The organism is Plantactinospora sonchi (genome assembly GCF_036422035.1).
Lineage (GTDB): Bacteria > Actinomycetota > Actinomycetes > Mycobacteriales > Micromonosporaceae > Plantactinospora > Plantactinospora sonchi.
The window spans coordinates 108442-123381 of sequence record NZ_JAZGQK010000024.1 but is presented as its reverse complement, the minus strand read 5'-3'; the positions used below and the strand labels follow the sequence as shown (position 1 = coordinate 123381).

The 14940-nt window shown below is 74.0% G+C and carries 13 protein-coding genes and 1 pseudogene; 7 read left to right on the top strand and 7 right to left on the bottom strand.

The annotated features are described in order from the left end of the window. Positions 1 to 101: 101 nt before the first annotated feature. Entirely contained in the window at positions 102 to 314 is a 213-nt protein-coding gene (locus V1633_RS26290; protein WP_331217076.1) for a hypothetical protein, read from the bottom strand. A 170-nt stretch (positions 315 to 484) separates the two neighbouring features. On the opposite strand from V1633_RS26290, the gene V1633_RS26285 reads away from it, so the two are divergent. Then, a complete protein-coding gene (locus V1633_RS26285) occupies positions 485 to 1855 on the top strand; it encodes an MFS transporter (protein WP_331217075.1) in 1371 nt (456 codons plus the stop codon). A 23-nt stretch (positions 1856 to 1878) separates the two neighbouring features. On the opposite strand, the gene V1633_RS26280 is transcribed toward V1633_RS26285, so the two are convergent. From V1633_RS26280 to V1633_RS26265, 4 genes are all read right to left on the bottom strand, one after another. Continuing rightward, positions 1879 to 2151 carry a hypothetical protein gene (locus V1633_RS26280; RefSeq protein WP_331217074.1) on the bottom strand — a complete coding sequence of 91 codons (273 nt, stop codon included), beginning with the start codon at positions 2149 to 2151 and terminating at the stop codon, positions 1879 to 1881. A gap of 297 nt (positions 2152 to 2448) precedes the next feature. Further along, positions 2449 to 2910 carry an SRPBCC family protein gene (locus tag V1633_RS26275; RefSeq protein WP_331217073.1) on the bottom strand — a complete coding sequence of 154 codons (462 nt, stop codon included), beginning with the start codon at positions 2908 to 2910 and terminating at the stop codon, positions 2449 to 2451. 58 nt (positions 2911 to 2968) lie between these two features. Continuing rightward, entirely contained in the window at positions 2969 to 3379 is a 411-nt protein-coding gene (locus V1633_RS26270; protein WP_331217072.1) for a DUF2795 domain-containing protein, read from the bottom strand. Positions 3380 to 3573: 194 nt separating this feature from the next. Further along, positions 3574 to 4557, bottom strand: a complete 984-nt coding sequence (locus V1633_RS26265; protein ID WP_331217071.1) for a YihY/virulence factor BrkB family protein — start codon at positions 4555 to 4557, stop codon at positions 3574 to 3576. Positions 4558 to 4827: 270 nt separating this feature from the next. Between V1633_RS26265 and V1633_RS26260 the strand changes: the two genes are divergently transcribed. Next, positions 4828 to 5250 carry a ChaB family protein gene (locus tag V1633_RS26260; protein WP_331217070.1) on the top strand — a complete coding sequence of 141 codons (423 nt, stop codon included), beginning with the start codon at positions 4828 to 4830 and terminating at the stop codon, positions 5248 to 5250. 59 nt (positions 5251 to 5309) lie between these two features. On the opposite strand, the gene V1633_RS26255 is transcribed toward V1633_RS26260, so the two are convergent. Next, a complete protein-coding gene (locus tag V1633_RS26255; RefSeq protein ID WP_331217069.1) occupies positions 5310 to 6752 on the bottom strand; it encodes an aldehyde dehydrogenase family protein in 1443 nt (480 codons plus the stop codon). Between the two features lie 160 nt (positions 6753 to 6912). Between V1633_RS26255 and V1633_RS26250 the strand changes: the two genes are divergently transcribed. Then, positions 6913 to 8514, top strand: a complete 1602-nt coding sequence (locus V1633_RS26250; RefSeq protein ID WP_331217068.1) for a phytoene desaturase family protein — start codon at positions 6913 to 6915, stop codon at positions 8512 to 8514. Positions 8515 to 8765: 251 nt separating this feature from the next. Here V1633_RS26250 and V1633_RS26245 read toward each other — a convergent pair. Then, positions 8766 to 9530 (bottom strand): annotated as a pseudogene (locus tag V1633_RS26245) (polyprenol monophosphomannose synthase); the annotation flags it as partial. A 497-nt stretch (positions 9531 to 10027) separates the two neighbouring features. Between V1633_RS26245 and V1633_RS26240 the strand changes: the two are divergent. The 4 genes from V1633_RS26240 to V1633_RS26225 are packed head-to-tail and all read left to right on the top strand — an operon-like array spanning position 10028 to position 14935. Then, a complete protein-coding gene (locus V1633_RS26240) occupies positions 10028 to 11914 on the top strand; it encodes an HAD-IIIA family hydrolase (RefSeq protein WP_331217067.1) in 1887 nt (628 codons plus the stop codon). Next, entirely contained in the window at positions 11911 to 12882 is a 972-nt protein-coding gene (locus V1633_RS26235; RefSeq protein ID WP_331217066.1) for a glycosyltransferase, read from the top strand. Before V1633_RS26240 ends, V1633_RS26235 begins: the two co-directional genes overlap by 4 nt. Further along, positions 12873 to 14093 carry a glycosyltransferase gene (locus V1633_RS26230; RefSeq protein WP_331217065.1) on the top strand — a complete coding sequence of 407 codons (1221 nt, stop codon included), beginning with the start codon at positions 12873 to 12875 and terminating at the stop codon, positions 14091 to 14093. The genes V1633_RS26235 and V1633_RS26230 overlap by 10 nt, the downstream gene beginning before the upstream one ends. Beyond that, the gene (locus tag V1633_RS26225) at positions 14090 to 14935 is read left to right on the top strand and encodes a D-sedoheptulose-7-phosphate isomerase (RefSeq protein ID WP_407952112.1); all 846 of its coding nucleotides are present in this window, start codon (positions 14090 to 14092) and stop codon (positions 14933 to 14935) included. The genes V1633_RS26230 and V1633_RS26225 overlap by 4 nt, the downstream gene beginning before the upstream one ends. Positions 14936 to 14940: the final 5 nt, after the last annotated feature.

Here is a 14940-nt window from a genome sequence, read left to right as displayed (position 1 = left end):
AGCAGCCTAACCGGAACGGCCGACGGCGCTCGCTGTCGGTGTAGCTGGGCTGGTCGGTGACCCTGGCTGCCCGGGACCGGGCCGTCCGGCGGCTGCCGGGACTACTCGGTCGCGCCGGTCTTGACGGGACGACGGCGTAGCGCGTCGTCGGCCAGGATCACGGTGGCGACCATGAGGGAGACGCAGAGGCTGAACAACCACGATCCGTCGTCGACGAGCCGGGCGGAGACCGGGGCCTGCAGTGCGCTCAGCACGAAGCCCAGCCAGGCCAGCCGACGGTGACGCGCGGAGAGGAAACCAGGAGCCTGATGCATTCCCGAAATTCTGCCCTGGCGGATCGCGATCGCCGTCCCCCGTTCGGACGATTTCCGGGTGACCCGTCCCGGCTTGATCCGATTCCGCCGTTCTCCGCCGGCTCGTGGCGACCGGGCGCGGAGGTCGGCGGCGTGGTGAATCGCCCCGAGATCGGGCATGATCGGCGGCCGTGTCCTCCTCCTCCGCCCCGGCCCGCCAGACGACCCGGGCCTCCCTGCTCCTCCTCGCCTACCTGGCCTTCGTCAGTCTCGGCCTACCCGACGGCCTGCTCGGTGTCGGATGGCCGTCGATCCGGTCCGAGTTCACGGTGCCGACGGAGGCCGTCGGGCTGCTCCTCACCTCGGGCACGGTGGGGTACCTCGTCTCCAGCGTGGTCGCCGGCTTCAGCATCGCCCGGCTCGGCGTCGGCTGGCTGCTGGCCGGCAGCACCGCGCTGGCCTCCCTCGCGCTGACCGGCTACGCCAGTTCGCCGGCGCTCCCGGTGATGATCGGCTGCGCGTTGCTGCTCGGACTCGGCTCGGGCGCGATCGACGCGGGCCTCAACGCGTACGCCGCCGGGGCGTTCGGGCCCCGGCACATGAACTGGATGCACGCCTGCTTCGGCCTCGGTGTGGCCATCGGCCCCCTGGTCATGACGACCGCACTCAGCGCCGGCCTCTCCTGGCGCTGGGGTTACGGCGTCGTCGCGGGAGCCCAGGCGGTGCTGGCCCTGGCCTTCGTCCTGACCGCCGGTACCTGGACCAGCCGCCGCCCGGTGGACGGGCCGCCCGGGCATCCGGCCGACCCGGCGACGGCGGATCCGGCGACCGTGCTGACGCCACCGCTGGCGGAGCCGACGGGCGAGGCCGGGCGGCAGGAGGAACCGGCCGTGCGGGACGCCTCGGCGACGGGACCGACCGGCGGGCCGGTGCGGATCCGCGAGACGCTGGCGATTCCGGCGGTGTGGTTCGGTGCGCTGACCTTCGCGATGTACGTCGCGATCGAGGTCGCCGCCGGACTCTGGGCGTTCCTCCTGCTGACCGAGGCGCGGGGGATGACCGCCGCCACCGCCGGGCTCTGCGTCTCGCTCTACTGGGGCAGCCTCTTCGTCGGACGGGTCGTCCAGGGTGTGCTGGCGGAGCGGCTGGGGACGCGCCTCACACTGCTCGGCAGCATGGTCGGCATGCTCGTGGGCGCCGGCCTGCTGGCCGTGCCCGGCCCGGGGTGGCTGGCTGTCACCGGTCTGGCCGTACTCGGCTTCGGGGCGGCTCCGGTCTTTCCGTTGCTCACCCTCACCACCGCGGACCGGGTCGGCCGGCGACATGCCGACCGCGCGATCGGGGTGCAGATCGGTGCGGCGGCGCTGGGCGGGGCGCTGATCCCCGCCGGTCTCGGCGTGCTGATCGGTCGTACGTCGGTGGCCGCGCTCGGGCCGGCGCTGGTCGTGGCGGCGATCGTGATGCTGGTGCTCTACTGGGCGTCGCGCCGGCCCGGACCGACCGGCGTTCGGCCCGGCGACACGCGGGACGCCGGCGGGCCCGGGCCGCGCCCCGCCAGCTGACCCGGGACGGTGGCGCGACGTGCTCAGTGTGGTCCGTTGCGACCGGTGGTGGAGGGGCGGTGGCGGCGCTGGTCGTCGCCGCGCTCGGCGGTACGGTCCTGCGCCGTCCCCGGTTCGGCCGGCTGGTCCGGGGCGGCGGCCTCCGCACCGTGGCCGAACGCCGACTCCTCGCCCGCGTCGTTACCGGTGACGTCGTCCACCTGACCGTCCGGCGTCGAGGTGGCCACCGCCCGGTTGAGTTCCGAGAGTGGCAAACGTTCCTCGTCCCGCCAGACGTGCGTGTTCTCGTCGGTCATGTTCTGGCCCTACCCGGCCCGGTGGAGCGACAAACGGCGCCCGCCCATGCGGAACGGCGGACGGTCCGGTCGGGATCGGCGCCCGCCCCGACGAGCGGCGCCCGCCCCGACGAGCGGCGCCTGCCCCGACGAACGGCGCCCGCCCCGGCGGAACGGCGGACGCGGCCGGGTCGACGTCCGTGACCGGAGACGCGAACGCCCCGGCGGCCGTCAGGATCAACCTGACGGCCGCCGGGGCTGGGTAGGGTCGTCGTCACCGCGTCACCCGTCACCGCCGCGCGCGGGCACCGCCGGCGGTCACGGCTGGGGCCGGGACACCTTGCCACGCCAGGCACCGGTCTCGGCGCCGCGCCGCTCGATGAACTCCTTGAACCGGTGCAGGTCACCGGCGACCCGCCGGTCCACCATGCCGAGCTTGTCGCCGGCCTTCTCGGTGATCCCCTGCGGCTCGAACTCCATCTGGGCGGTGACCCGGGTGTGGTTCTCGTCGAGCCGGTGGAAGGTCACCACGCCGGCCTGCTGGGTGCCGCCGGTCGATGTCCAGGCCACCCGCTCGTCGGGGAGCTGTTCGGTGATCCTGGCGTCGAACTCCCGGCTCACCCCACCGATCTCGACCTTCCAGTGGGTCATCGTGTCGGAGATCTGCCGGACCTCCTCGACACCCTCCATGAACTCGGGGAAATCCTCGAACTGGGTCCACTGGTCGTACACGGTCCGGATCGGCACCGCAACGTCCACTGACTTGGTCACGCCGCTCATCTGCCATCCTCCTTCTCGTTGATCGGCCTGTCGGGCCACTTCCTGGCGAGTCGGTCGGTCACCAGCGGTGGGTCTCGTTCGCGTGTCCGAGGGCGGCCCAGATCTCGGACACGGTCTGGAAATCGGTGTCCGGTGGCAGTTGGTCGAGTTGGGCGAGAATGTCGTCCGGAGCCTCGTTGTCCTCGGCGCTGAGCCGCAGGCTCTCCCGGTCACCGGGCAGCGCCGACAGCGGGATGTACCTGCCCAGCCGGCTGCGCTGTTCGACCTCTTCCGGGGTCATGCCCTGTGGCACGCCCGTCCGGGTGTCGTTCTCCGGCGCCCGGCTGACGATCGGCTGGTCCTCGCCCGCCGGTTCCGGGTCGCGCCACTCCTGGGCGCGGCCGCCGGCGGTGCTCTGCACCGCCCCCTTCACCTCGCGGCCCATTTCCTCGTCCACCCGGGGGCTGTGCTTGCTGCTGCCACGTTCCATGCCTAATGCGCTACCCGGCTGGCGTCGGGCTAAACGACGGCTGTCCGGTCCCGACCCGCTGGCGTCGATCGTCCGGTCCCGGGCCGCGGGGTCGGCCGACGCCGGGTTCGGGCCCGGCGCCGCCGGCTGTCGGCCAGGTCAGGGAGCGAACGGGAAGCCGGGTTCGGGCCCGGGGGCGCCGGCTGTCGGCCAGGTCAGGAGTCGGCGGACGCCTTGGGTGGCAGTGCCGGCTCCACCGGCGGCTCGGCGCCGCCCTGCAGCGCCCGACCGCGCTGCAGTTCCGCGTTCATCTCCACCCCCAGCATCACGGCGCAGTTGGAGAGGTACAGCCAGACCAGGAAGGCGATGATCGCGCCGAGGCTGCCGTAGGTCACGTTGTACGAGTCGAACCGGGAGACGTAGAACCCGAAGCCGAAGGAGGCCAGCGCCCAGGCGAGCAGCGCGACCGCGCCTCCGACGGTGAGCCAGCGGAACCGCGGCTGCCGTACGTTCGGCGCGATCCAGAACAGCAGGGAGAGCAGCAGCATCATGATGGCGACCAGTACCGGCCACTTGGCGATCGTCCAGGCGGTCCGGGGCGCGTCGCCGAGCCCGAGCGCGTCGCCCACGGCGTCGGTGACCGGACCACTGACCACCAGACCGGCCGCCACCACCGCCAGCAGGATCAGCGCGATCGCGGTCAGCCCCAGTTGCAACGGGCGGAGCAGGTAGAACGGACGCCCCTCCTCGACGCCGTAGATCGCGTTGGAGGCCCGGGTGAACGCGCCCACGTAGCCGGAGGCGGACCAGAGGGCGGCGAGCAGACCGAAGCTCAGCAGCACCTTCGCCGAGCTCTGGTCGTGCACGACGTCCCGCAGTACGCCGAGGAAGGTCTCGTTGGCCACCACCGAGCCGGCGCCGACGTCCTCGGCCAGCCCGGCGATCGTGTCGACCGTCTGCTCCCCGTTCGACACCAGGCCGACCAGGGCGACGATGACGATCGCCGACGGGAAGAGCGCGAGCACGGCGTAGTACGTCAACGCGGCGGCCCAGTCGGCGCAGTTGTCCTGGACGAAGTTCTTCACGCTGCGCGCCAGCACCCCGCGCCAGGTCGACCACCGCAGTTGCCGCAGGTGGCCGGGGGGCCGTGGAGCGTGTTCGGCGGCGGCGGTGGGACCGGGATCGGTGGTGGAGGCCATGGTCGTTCCCCTGTCTGCCCCGCCGGACCGGGGCGTGCGGGTCGCCCGCTGCCGTCGTCCGGTGGGGACCGGGTGGCGTGGCGCCTGCGCGTGAGCCGGGTGGCGCGCCGCGCGGAGACCTGCGGGTTCTGTGCTGCCCGGTACCCCCGGCGGAAACCGGACAAACGCCGGGTGGCGACACACGGGTGGGAAGTCCGGGGCGACGGGTTAGCGCCGATGCCGGGCCGGGAATCCGGGCGGGAAGCCAATCGCCAGCCGGAGGAGGGGATCATGCCCGGACGCGAGGTTCTGCCCAGTACCGTGCGACGCTCGCCCGACAAGGCCCAGCGGACGTGGGCGAAGACCCACGACTCGGCCGTCGAGACGTACGGCGAGGGGGAGCGGTCGCACCGGACGGCCTTCGCCGCGCTCAAACACTCGTTCGAGAAGGTCGGCGACCACTGGGAGCAGAAGGGGCGCAAGGGACCCAGCGACCGGCAGGCCGCCGGTGGTGGGCCGGCGCGACGGGCGCCGACCGCGGGCGGTGTGGACGCCAACGCGCCCAAGGACCATCTGCTGGAGGTCGCCAGGAAGCTGGACGTGCGGGGACGCTCCCGGATGACCAAGGCCGAACTCGTGGGTGCGATCGAGAAGGCGAACAACCGGAGTACCGCCGAGGCGCGGGGCCGGGAGAAGGGCCGCAACCGGCGTTGACCCGTACCGGCCGGCCGGCGGCCGTACCGGCTGGCCGGCGGGGGCGGGCGCGGACCTGGTCACCAGCGTCCGCCGCCCTCGCCTCCCGGCGCCTCGATGTGTACCGCCTTCACGGCGGTGAGTTCGTCGAGCAGTTCCGGCCCGTACCCGAAGCCCTGACCGCTGCCACCGCGCGGCTCGGCGGCCCCGCCCGGCGCGCCGCCGAAGACGGCGTTGATCTTCACCGTGCCGACCGGCAGTTCCCGCCAGGCGCGCTGCGCGTGGCTCATCGAGCCGGTGAGCACCGTGGCGGCCAACCCGTACGGCGAGTACGAGGCCCGGGACAACGCCTCGTCGAACGAGTCCACCACCATCACCGGGGCCACCGGTCCGAAGGTCTCGTCACGCATCACCGCCATCTGGTCCGTGCACTCGGCGAGCACGGTCGCCGGGTAGAAGGCGCCCGGGCCGGCCGGCACGGACCCGCCGACGAGGATTCGCGCGCCATCGGCGACGGCGGCCCGCACCTGGCTGTCCACATGGTCCCGGTGTCGCCGGTCGACCAGCGGGCCGAGCTCGGTGAGCGGATCCCGTCCCGGTCCGATCCGCAGTGCCTCGGCCTGCTGCACCAGCGCGCCGAGGAAACGGGTCGCCATCGACCGCAGTACGTAGATCCGCTCCACCGCGACGCAGAGCTGCCCGGAGTTGGCGAAGGCGCCGATCGCGGCCTGTTCGCCGGCCCATCGTGGGTCGACGTCCTCGTCCACGATCAGCGGATCGCTGCCGCCGTTCTCCAGCAGGGCCTTCGCGCCCGTGCGGGCGCAGGCGGCGGCGATCGACCGGCCGGTTGCCGTGGAGCCGACGTGCGCGACCACGTCCACCTCCTGACCGGCGAGGGCGGCGCCGACCGAACCGTCACCGGTGATCAGCGACAGCACCCCGGACGGCAGGTGCTCGTCGAGCAGTCGGGCGAGCAGCCAACCACTGGCGGGGCTGCGCTCGCTCGGCTTGTAGACCACCGTGTTGCCGGTGACCAGGGCGGCGCCGAGCAGACCGCAGGAGACCGCGACCGCGTCGTTCCACGGCGTTATCACCGCGACGACACCGCGCGGCTGGGGCACCATCAGGTCGATCGCGTCGTTGTCGCCGGCCAGGGCACGACCGCCACGTACCGGGGCGAGCTCGGCGTACTGCCGGAGTGTCGCGACCCCGGCCTCGACGCCGCCCCGCGCGGTGCCGAGCGGCCGGCCCATCTCGGCGGTCTGCGCCTCCGCGAGCTGGTCGGCGGCCGCCTCGACCGCGTCGGCGGCCCGTCGCAGCGCGGCGGCCCGTTCCGCCGGTGCGCTCCGGGCCCAGCGGGGCAACGCCGAGCGGGCCGCCTTCACCGCGGCCGCGACCTCCGCCTCGCTGGCCACCGGTACCTCGCTGACCGGTGTCCCGTCGGCCGGGTCCAGCACGGTCGACCGGCCGGCGTCGCCGCCGGCACCCCACACCCCGGCGATGAGTTGTTGGACCTGATACATGAGGCGCAGCTTGCCCGGGTCCGCGTCGGCCAAACTCGGTCGTTTGTGCCGATCCAACGCGGGTAGCGCCGACGGGCCGGCCGCCGTCACGCGGCCGGGCGGCCGGGCCGGTCACGGCGTGGGCCGGAACGCCGGCCCGGCGGCGGGATACAGTGCCCGGGTGACGGGCGCGGGGGAGAGTGCCGATGCCGTCGTCGTCGGCGCCGGACACAACGGCCTGGTCGCGGCGAACCTGCTCGCGGACGCCGGCTGGGACGTTCTCGTCCTCGAGGCGACCGCCGGTGCCGGCGGTGCCGTCCGGTCGGCGGAGGTGACCGCGCCCGGGTACCTCAGCGATCTCTACAGCGCGTTCTACCCGCTCGGGTTCGCCTCGCCCGTGCTGCGCGGGCTGGGCCTCGACCGCCACGGCCTGGCCTGGCGGCACGCCCCGGACGTGTTGGCGCACCTATTCCCGGACGACCGGGCGGTGGTGCTCAACCGCGATCCCGAGGTCACGGCGGCCTCCCTGGAGCGGTTCGGCGCCGGGGACGGGCAGCGGTGGCTGTCCGCGTACGCCGAGTGGCGCGGGCTCTCCGGACCGCTGCTCGACGCGCTCTTCACCCCCTTTCCGCCGGTACGCACCGGCCTGGCGCTGGTCCGGCGGCTGCGTACCGCGGGGGCGCTCCGACTGGCCCGTCGCCTCGTCCTGCCGGTCCGCCGGCTCGGCGCGGAGCTCTTCACCGGTGCGGGTGGTCCGGCGCTGCTGGCCGGCTGCGCGCTGCACACCGACCTCTCCCCGGACGAGGCGGGCTCCGGGGTGTACGGCTGGCTGCTCGCCATGCTCGGGCAGCAGGTCGGCTGGCCGGTGCCGGTCGGAGGCGCACAACGGATCACCGACGCCCTGGTCGCCCGCCTGCTGGACCAGGGTGGCCGGATCCACTACCGCGCCCCGGTCGACCGGATCCTGGTCGCCCGGGGCCGGGCGATGGGCGCGCGTACGGCGGACGGTGCACTGTGGCGGGCCCGGCGGGCGGTGCTCGCCGACGTACCAGCGCCGTCGCTCCTCCTCGACCTGGTGGGTGCCACCCACCTGCCGCCCCGGCTGGTGGAGGATCTGGCGCACTTCCGCTGGGACGGCTCCACGGTCAAAGTGGACTGGGCGTTGTCCGGCCCGGTGCCGTGGCGGAATCGGGACGTCGTCGGTGCCGGCACCGTCCACCTCGGCCCGGATCTGGACGGGCTCAGCCGGTATGCGGCGGCGCTGCACCGGGACGAGCTGCCGGACGAGCCGTTCGTGCTGGCCGGGCAACTGACGGCGGCGGATCCGAGCCGTTCGCCGGCGGGAACGGAGTCGCTCTGGGCGTACACCCATCTGCCGTTCCGGCGGCAGTGGTCGGCGGGGGAGGTCGACGAGCGGGTCGAGGCGATCGAGGCGGTGCTGGAGCGGGCCGCGCCCGGATTCGGGACGCTGGTTCGCGGGCGCCACGTGGCCGGGCCCGCCGACCTCGCGGCGGGGGATCCGAACCTGGTCGGAGGCGCGGTCGGTGGCGGCACCTCCGCGGCGTACCAGCAGCTCTTCCTGCGGCCGGTACCCGGCCTGGGACGGGCGGACACGCCGGTCGACCGGTTGTTCCTGGCCGGGGCGTCCGCGCATCCGGGCGGCGGTGTGCACGGCGCACCCGGTGCCAACGCCGCCCGTGCCGCGTTGGCCCGGGACCGGGCGGTGACGGGGCGGATGTACGCCGCCGCCGTCGCCGCGGCACAGCGGGCGATCTACGCCTGACGGCGGCGGGGTGCGCCGGCATCCCCGATCGCGCGGCGGGCCGCCCAACGGCGGCGTGGCGGGCCGGCTACCCGGAGGACCGTGCGGTCAGCCGGCCACGTCTGACGGCGGCGCGGCGGGCCGTCACGCCCGAGCGCCCGCCGTTCCGGTCACGTGTCCCGGGCCGCGCCGACGCCGGGCCGCACTGGTCAGTCCGAGGTCTCGGCCGGGTCGGTCCGCTGTTCGGCCGTGGTGTCCGGCGAGGTCTCCGCCCGGGTGATGTGGCGGTGCCGCCCGCGCAGCTTGAACGGCATCAGCGCGCTTTCGATCTTGGTTGCGGTGGTCATCTTCGAGTCGCCGTCGTGCCGCTCCTGGAAGTGGATCGGCACCTCGAGGATGGTGTGCCCGAGCTTCGTGGCCAGGTAGTGCATCTCCACCTGGAAGCTGTAGCCGTTCGACTGGACCCGGTCCAGCCCGATGTCCCGCAGTGCGTCCGCCCGCCAGATCTTGAAGCCGGCGGTGAGGTCGCGGATCCGTACCTGCAGCAGGGTGTGTACGTAGAAGTTGGCCCACCCGCTCAGCGCCCGGCGGTACAGCGGCCACGCCTGGTCGAGTTCGCCGCCCGGTACGTAACGTGAACCGATCACCACGCTGGCCCGGGTGGACAGTAGTGCGCCGAGCATGCCGGGCAGCGCCTCCGGCGGGTGGGAGAGGTCGGCGTCCATCTGGGCGACGTAGTCCGCGCCGCCGTCCAGCGCTCGGCCGATACCGTCGACGTACGCCCGCCCGAGTCCCTCCTTGCCGGCACGGTGTACGACGTGGATCCGTTCCGGATGTTCGATGGCGAGTTTGTCCGCCACCTCGCCGGTGCCGTCGGGCGAGTTGTCGTCGGCGACGAGGATGCTCAGCCCCGGCAGTGGAAGGGCGAGCAGGCGCTCGACCAGTACGGGAAGATTGCCCGCCTCGTTGTAGGTGGGAACGACGACGGTCAGGCGAGCATCCCGCCAGGGAGATGGCAGCTCCACGGGTTCGATCATCGGGGCATCCTCGGTTGGCCGACAGCGGTCAGGGGCAAAGCGTAACGTGGCATGGAGTGCTCGCTACAACACGGGCCAACGGTTACAAACCAGTCGTCACCATGGCGAAAGCCAACGCGGGGACCCGGTTTGGCCGAACACCGGAAGAATCCTGTGACAATTCCCAGCTTCGTCGGCGACCCTGCGGATTGCCGTCGACCCGTGCGGTAGCCGCCGGACGTCCCGGGTAATGACGGAGGGACACCGTTGGCTGGGGCTCCGCCGAGCCCGGCGACGGTCTGATCCGTGCCGGCGGCGGTTCGGGCCCTCCATCCCGCTCCTCGCCGACCAACTGACAACGCCGGTACGCCAGGCGGCGTACGGCCCCCTCGGCATGTCCGCCACCCCGTGGAATTGATGTTTACTCCTCCTGCCCACGGGAACCCGCCGCCGTGCGCAACGACCAGGTCGACCCGCATCAGCGCAGGTCAGGGGCACCGCACGGTGACCCTGGCGAGGTGCGGGTCCGGCCCGGACTGTTCGACGCGGTGCTGTTCGACCGGGACGGCACACTCATCGAGGACGTGCCGTACAACGGCGATCCGGCGCGGGTGCGCCCCCTACCGGGAGCCCGCGAGGCCCTGGACCGGCTGCGTGCAGCCGGGCTCCGGCTGGCGGTGGTGACGAACCAGTCCGGTATCGCCCGTGGCCGGTTCAGCCACGCCGACCTGACCCGGGTCAACGCCCGGGTCGACGAACTCCTCGGACCGTTCGACAGCTGGCAGGTCTGTCCGCACGCCCCGGCGGCTCCCGGCACCACCGGCTGCCGCTGCCGCAAGCCCGCGCCCGGCCTGGTCAGGGCGGCGGCCGAGGCTCTGGGCACCCGTCCCACCCGGTGCGTGCTCGTCGGCGACATCGGTGCGGACATGACCGCGGCCGGCGCGGCCGGTGCCAGCGCCATCCTGGTCCCGACGGCGGTGACCCGGGCCGAGGAGGTGGCCGCGGCACCCGCAGTGACGGACGATCTGGCGGCCGCGGCGGACCTGATCCTCCGCCGTCACCGGCTCGGTGTGGACGACGGTGTGCCGACCGTCGGGGACCCGGGCGGGCCGGCGTCGCGGACCCGCACCGGGCGTTCCCGCCGGGTGCTGGTCGTCCGATCCGATTCGGTCGGGGACGTGCTGGTCACCGGCCCGGCGATCCGGGCGGTGGCGGCCGGCGCCGACCGGGTGGTGCTGCTCTGCGGCCCGCGTGGGCGGGCCGCCGCCGAACTGCTGCCGGGCGTGGACGAACTGGTGGAGTGGCGGCTGCCCTGGATCGATCCCCGGCCCGGGCCGGTCGACGCCAGGGAGATGGCCCGCCTGGTCGAACGCCTGGCCCGGATCGGTGCGGACGAGGCGGTCCTGTTCACCTCCTTCCACCAGTCCGCGCTGCCGCTGGCCCTGCTGCTGCGGATGGCCGGGGTGGCGCGGATCTCGGCGATCAGCGACGACTACCCGGGATCGCTGCTGGACGTACGGCACCGGGTGCCGGCGGGTGTTCCGGAGGTCGAACGGGCGTTGTCGCTCGCGGCGGCGGCCGGATTCCGGTTGCCGGTGGACGACGAACCGCTGCTGCGATTGCGTACCGACCGGCTCGGCGGGTCCGGCGGCGAACCGGGCCCGGCGCGCGCCCCGGTCACGTTCGACGGTGCGGGGGCGACCGGCGGGGTGGCGACGGTCGACGACAGGGCGACGGATGGCGGCGCGGTGACGGTCGGTGTCCGGCCGACGGTCGACGACGACAGGGCGGGACTGCCCGCGCCCGGTTACGTCGTGGTGCACCCCGGGTCCTCGGTGCCGGCCCGGGCCTGCCCGCCCGCACTGTGTGCGGAGATCGTCGTGGCACTGACCGACGCCGGCCACCGGGTGGTGGTGACCGGCGGCCCGGGCGAGGATACGCTGACCGCCCAGGTCGCCGGCCGTACCGGCATCGACCTCGGTGGGCAGACCTCACTGGCCGGCCTGGCCGCGATCATCGCCCGGGCCGACTGCCTGGTGGTCGGCAACACCGGCCCGGCACACCTCGCCGCGGCGGTCGGGGTTCCCGTGGTCAGCCTCTTTGCCCCCACCGTCCCGTTCGGACAGTGGGGGCCCTACCGCGTGCCGACGGTACGCCTCGGCGCCGCCGACGCCGGCTGCCGGCACACCAGGGCCACCAGCTGTCCGGTGCCCGGCCATCCGTGCCTGTCGGACATCGCGCCGCGACAGGTGGTGGAGGCGGTCCGGCTCCTCGACCGGCGTAACCCGACGGACCACGACCCCGGTACGCCGGTCCCGCCGGCCGGCCTGCTCACCGCCGCCGTCGCGGCCGGTGGACCGGTGCTCGCCAACGCGGCGGCCGGCCTGGAGGAGGTGGGGCCGTGAACATCCTGCTCTGGCACGTGCACGGCTCCTGGACCACCGCCTTCGTGCACGGCAAGCACCGGTACCTCGTCCCGGTCACCCCGGACCGCGGCCCGTACGGCCTGGGGCGGGCCCGGACCTACCAGTGGCCGGACACGGTCGACGAGGTGAGCCCGGAGGCACTCGCCGAGACCGACGTGGACCTGGTGGTGCTGCAACGACCGGAGGAGATCGACCTCGCCGAGCGCTGGCTCGGCCGGCGGATCGGTCGGGACCTCCCCGCGATCTTCGTCGAGCACAACACCCCGAAAGAGGGGAACGTGCCGAACAGCCGCCATCCGCTGGCCGACCGCGACGACCTGCTGATCGCGCACGTCACCCACTTCAACGCGCTGTTCTGGGACACCGGCGGGACCCGGACGGCCGTCGTCGAGCACGGCATCGTGGCCCCGACCGCGACGTACACCGGCGAACTGCCCCGGCTCGCCGTGGTGGTCAACGAACCGGTACGCCGCTGGCGGGTGACCGGCACCGACCTGCTGCCGCTGTTCGCCGAGATCGCCCCGCTCGACGTCTTCGGGATGGGCGTCGCCGGTCTGCCGGAACGGCTCGGGCTGCCGGCCGACCGGTTGGTCGTCTACGACGACCTGCCGCAGAGCCGGATGCAGGCGGAGATCGCCCGGCGGCGGGCGTACCTGCACCTGTGCCGGTGGACGTCGCTCGGACTGAGCCTGATCGAGGCGATGGCGATGGCGATGCCCGTGGTCGTGCTCGCCACGACCGAGGCGGTCGCCGCCGTACCGCCGGAGGCCGGGGTGCTCGACACCCGGGTGGAGACCCTCACCGGGGCCGCCCGACGGCTCATCGCCGAACCGGGGGCCGCCCACCGGCTCGGCGCCAAGGCCCGCGAGGCCGCGCAGGCCCGGTACGGCCTGGACCGGTTCCTGGCGGACTGGGACCGGTTGCTGGAGGAGGAAGTATGCGCGTAGCGATGATCTCCGAGCACGCCAGCCCGCTCGCGGTACTCGGCGGGGAGGACGCCGGCGGCCAGAACACCCACGTCGCCGAGCTCTCCACGGCACTCGCCGCCGCCGGCCACGACGTCCGGGTCTACACCCGTCGGGACGGCCCGGAACTGCCCGAGACGGTCCGGATGTCCGACGCCGTCGACGTCGTACACGTGCCGGCCGGCCCGCCCGAGCCGATCGCCAAGGACGAGCTGCTGCCGTACATGAAGGACTTCAGCGCCTGGCTGGTCGGGCGGTGGCGGGCCGACGACTGGGTCCCCGACGTGGTGCACGCGCACTTCTGGATGAGCGGACTGGCCGGCATCGCGGCCGCCCGGCAGACCGGGGTGCCGGTGGTGCAGACGTACCACGCGCTGGGCACGGTGAAGCGGCGGCACCAGGGCACGGCGGACACCAGCCCGGCCCGCCGGGTCGGCTACGAGCGGGCCCTCGGCCGGGCCGTGGACCGGGTCATCGCACAGAGCCAGGACGAGGTCCGGGAACTGGTCCGGATGGGGGTCCCGCTGGACCGCATGACGGTGATCCCGTCCGGGGTCAACAACCGGACCTTCTCGCCCGAGGGTCCGGCCGTCCCCCGTACCCCGGGCCGGCCCCGGATCCTCACCGTCGGCCGGCTGGTGGAACGGAAGGGCTACCAGGACCTGGTCCGGGCGATGCCGATGATCCCCGACGCCGAGTGTGTGATCGTCGGCGGGCCGCCGCCCGGCGAGGTCGACACCGACCCGCAGGTGCGGCGGCTGCGGGCACTCGCCGAGGAGGTCGGCGTCGCCGACCGGGTACGGCTGATCGGCGCGGTGCCGCGCGAGGAGATGCCGTACTGGTACCGCTCGGCGGACCTGCTGGTCGCCGCCCCCTGGTACGAGCCGTTCGGACTCACCCCGCTGGAGGCGATGGCCTGCGGGGTGCCGGTGGTCGGCACCGCCGTCGGTGGACTCACCGACACCGTCGTCGACGGGCGGACCGGCGACCTGGTGCCACCCCGCGATCCCGCCGCGCTCGGCGCGGCCGTCCGGGACCTGATCGTCGACCGGGTACGCCGGTACGGCTACGCCCGGGCGGCACTGGACCGGGCCCACCGTGAGTACTCGTGGAGCCGTACCGCCGACCAGATCGGGGCCGTCTACTCGGCGGTCAGTGAGGTGCGGCGACCGAGCGGGGTGGTCGCCGGATGAGCGGGACGACGTCGACCGAGCTGCTCGACGGTCACCTCGCCGGACTCGCCTCGGCGCTGCTGCCGTACCGGTCGGTGGCCGGCCGGCTGGGCCGCTGGGGTGACGAACTGGCCCGGCTGCTGGCCGGCGGCGGCCGGCTGCTGGTGGCCGGCAACGGCGGCAGCGCGGCCGAGGCCCAGCACCTGGCCGCCGAACTCGTCGGCAAGCTCCGCGAGGACCGGGCCCCGCTGTCGGCGATCGCGCTCTGCGCGGAGACCGCCTCACTCACCGCCCTCGGCAACGACTACGGCTTCGACGAGGTCTTCGCCCGGCAGGTACGGGCCCACGGCCGCCCCGGCGACATCCTGCTGCTGCTGTCGACGAGTGGCCGCAGCGCCAACCTGGTCCGGGCCGCCCGCGCCGGCCGGGAGATCGGCCTGCGCTGCTGGGCGTTCACCGGCCCGACCCCGAACCCGCTCGCCGACGCCTGCACCGACGTCCTGGCGGTGCCCTCACCGGACAGCCAGGTGGTGCAGGAACTGCACCTGGTCTCGGCACACGTGCTCTGCGGCTACGTCGACGCGTACCTGCCGGTGCTGCTCGGCCCGGCCGGTGGGTACGCCGCCGGCCAGCGCCCGCCGGTCGCCGCGTACGCCGGGACCGGGGCGGGGACGACGACGACCGAACCGGCCGGCGAGCCCGTCGGCCAGCCGAGGGTGGACGGCTCGACGCCGGTCGGACCGCCACCCCCCGGTCCGTCGCCGGTACGACCGTCCGGGGTGGAGGACGAACTCGTGCTGCGGGTGCCGGGTGGCATCGACCTGGGCGACATCGCCCCAGGCGGGAGCGAGGAGGAGCGGTGACCGGG

Excerpts from the sequence above, each read along its gene's own strand:
- V1633_RS26275 (WP_331217073.1), bottom strand. The coding sequence starts at position 2,910 with ATGAGCGGCGTGACCAAGTCAGTGGACGTTGCGGTGCCGATCCGGACC.
- V1633_RS26260 (WP_331217070.1), top strand. The coding sequence starts at position 4,828 with ATGCCCGGACGCGAGGTTCTGCCCAGTACCGTGCGACGCTCGCCCGAC.
- V1633_RS26255 (WP_331217069.1), bottom strand. The coding sequence starts at position 6,752 with ATGTATCAGGTCCAACAACTCATCGCCGGGGTGTGGGGTGCCGGCGGC.
- V1633_RS26290 (WP_331217076.1), bottom strand. The coding sequence starts at position 314 with ATGCATCAGGCTCCTGGTTTCCTCTCCGCGCGTCACCGTCGGCTGGCC.
- V1633_RS26265 (WP_331217071.1), bottom strand. The coding sequence starts at position 4,557 with ATGGCCTCCACCACCGATCCCGGTCCCACCGCCGCCGCCGAACACGCT.
- V1633_RS26225 (WP_407952112.1), top strand. The coding sequence starts at position 14,090 with ATGAGCGGGACGACGTCGACCGAGCTGCTCGACGGTCACCTCGCCGGA.
- V1633_RS26230 (WP_331217065.1), top strand. The coding sequence starts at position 12,873 with ATGCGCGTAGCGATGATCTCCGAGCACGCCAGCCCGCTCGCGGTACTC.
- V1633_RS26280 (WP_331217074.1), bottom strand. The coding sequence starts at position 2,151 with ATGACCGACGAGAACACGCACGTCTGGCGGGACGAGGAACGTTTGCCA.
- V1633_RS26270 (WP_331217072.1), bottom strand. The coding sequence starts at position 3,379 with ATGGAACGTGGCAGCAGCAAGCACAGCCCCCGGGTGGACGAGGAAATG.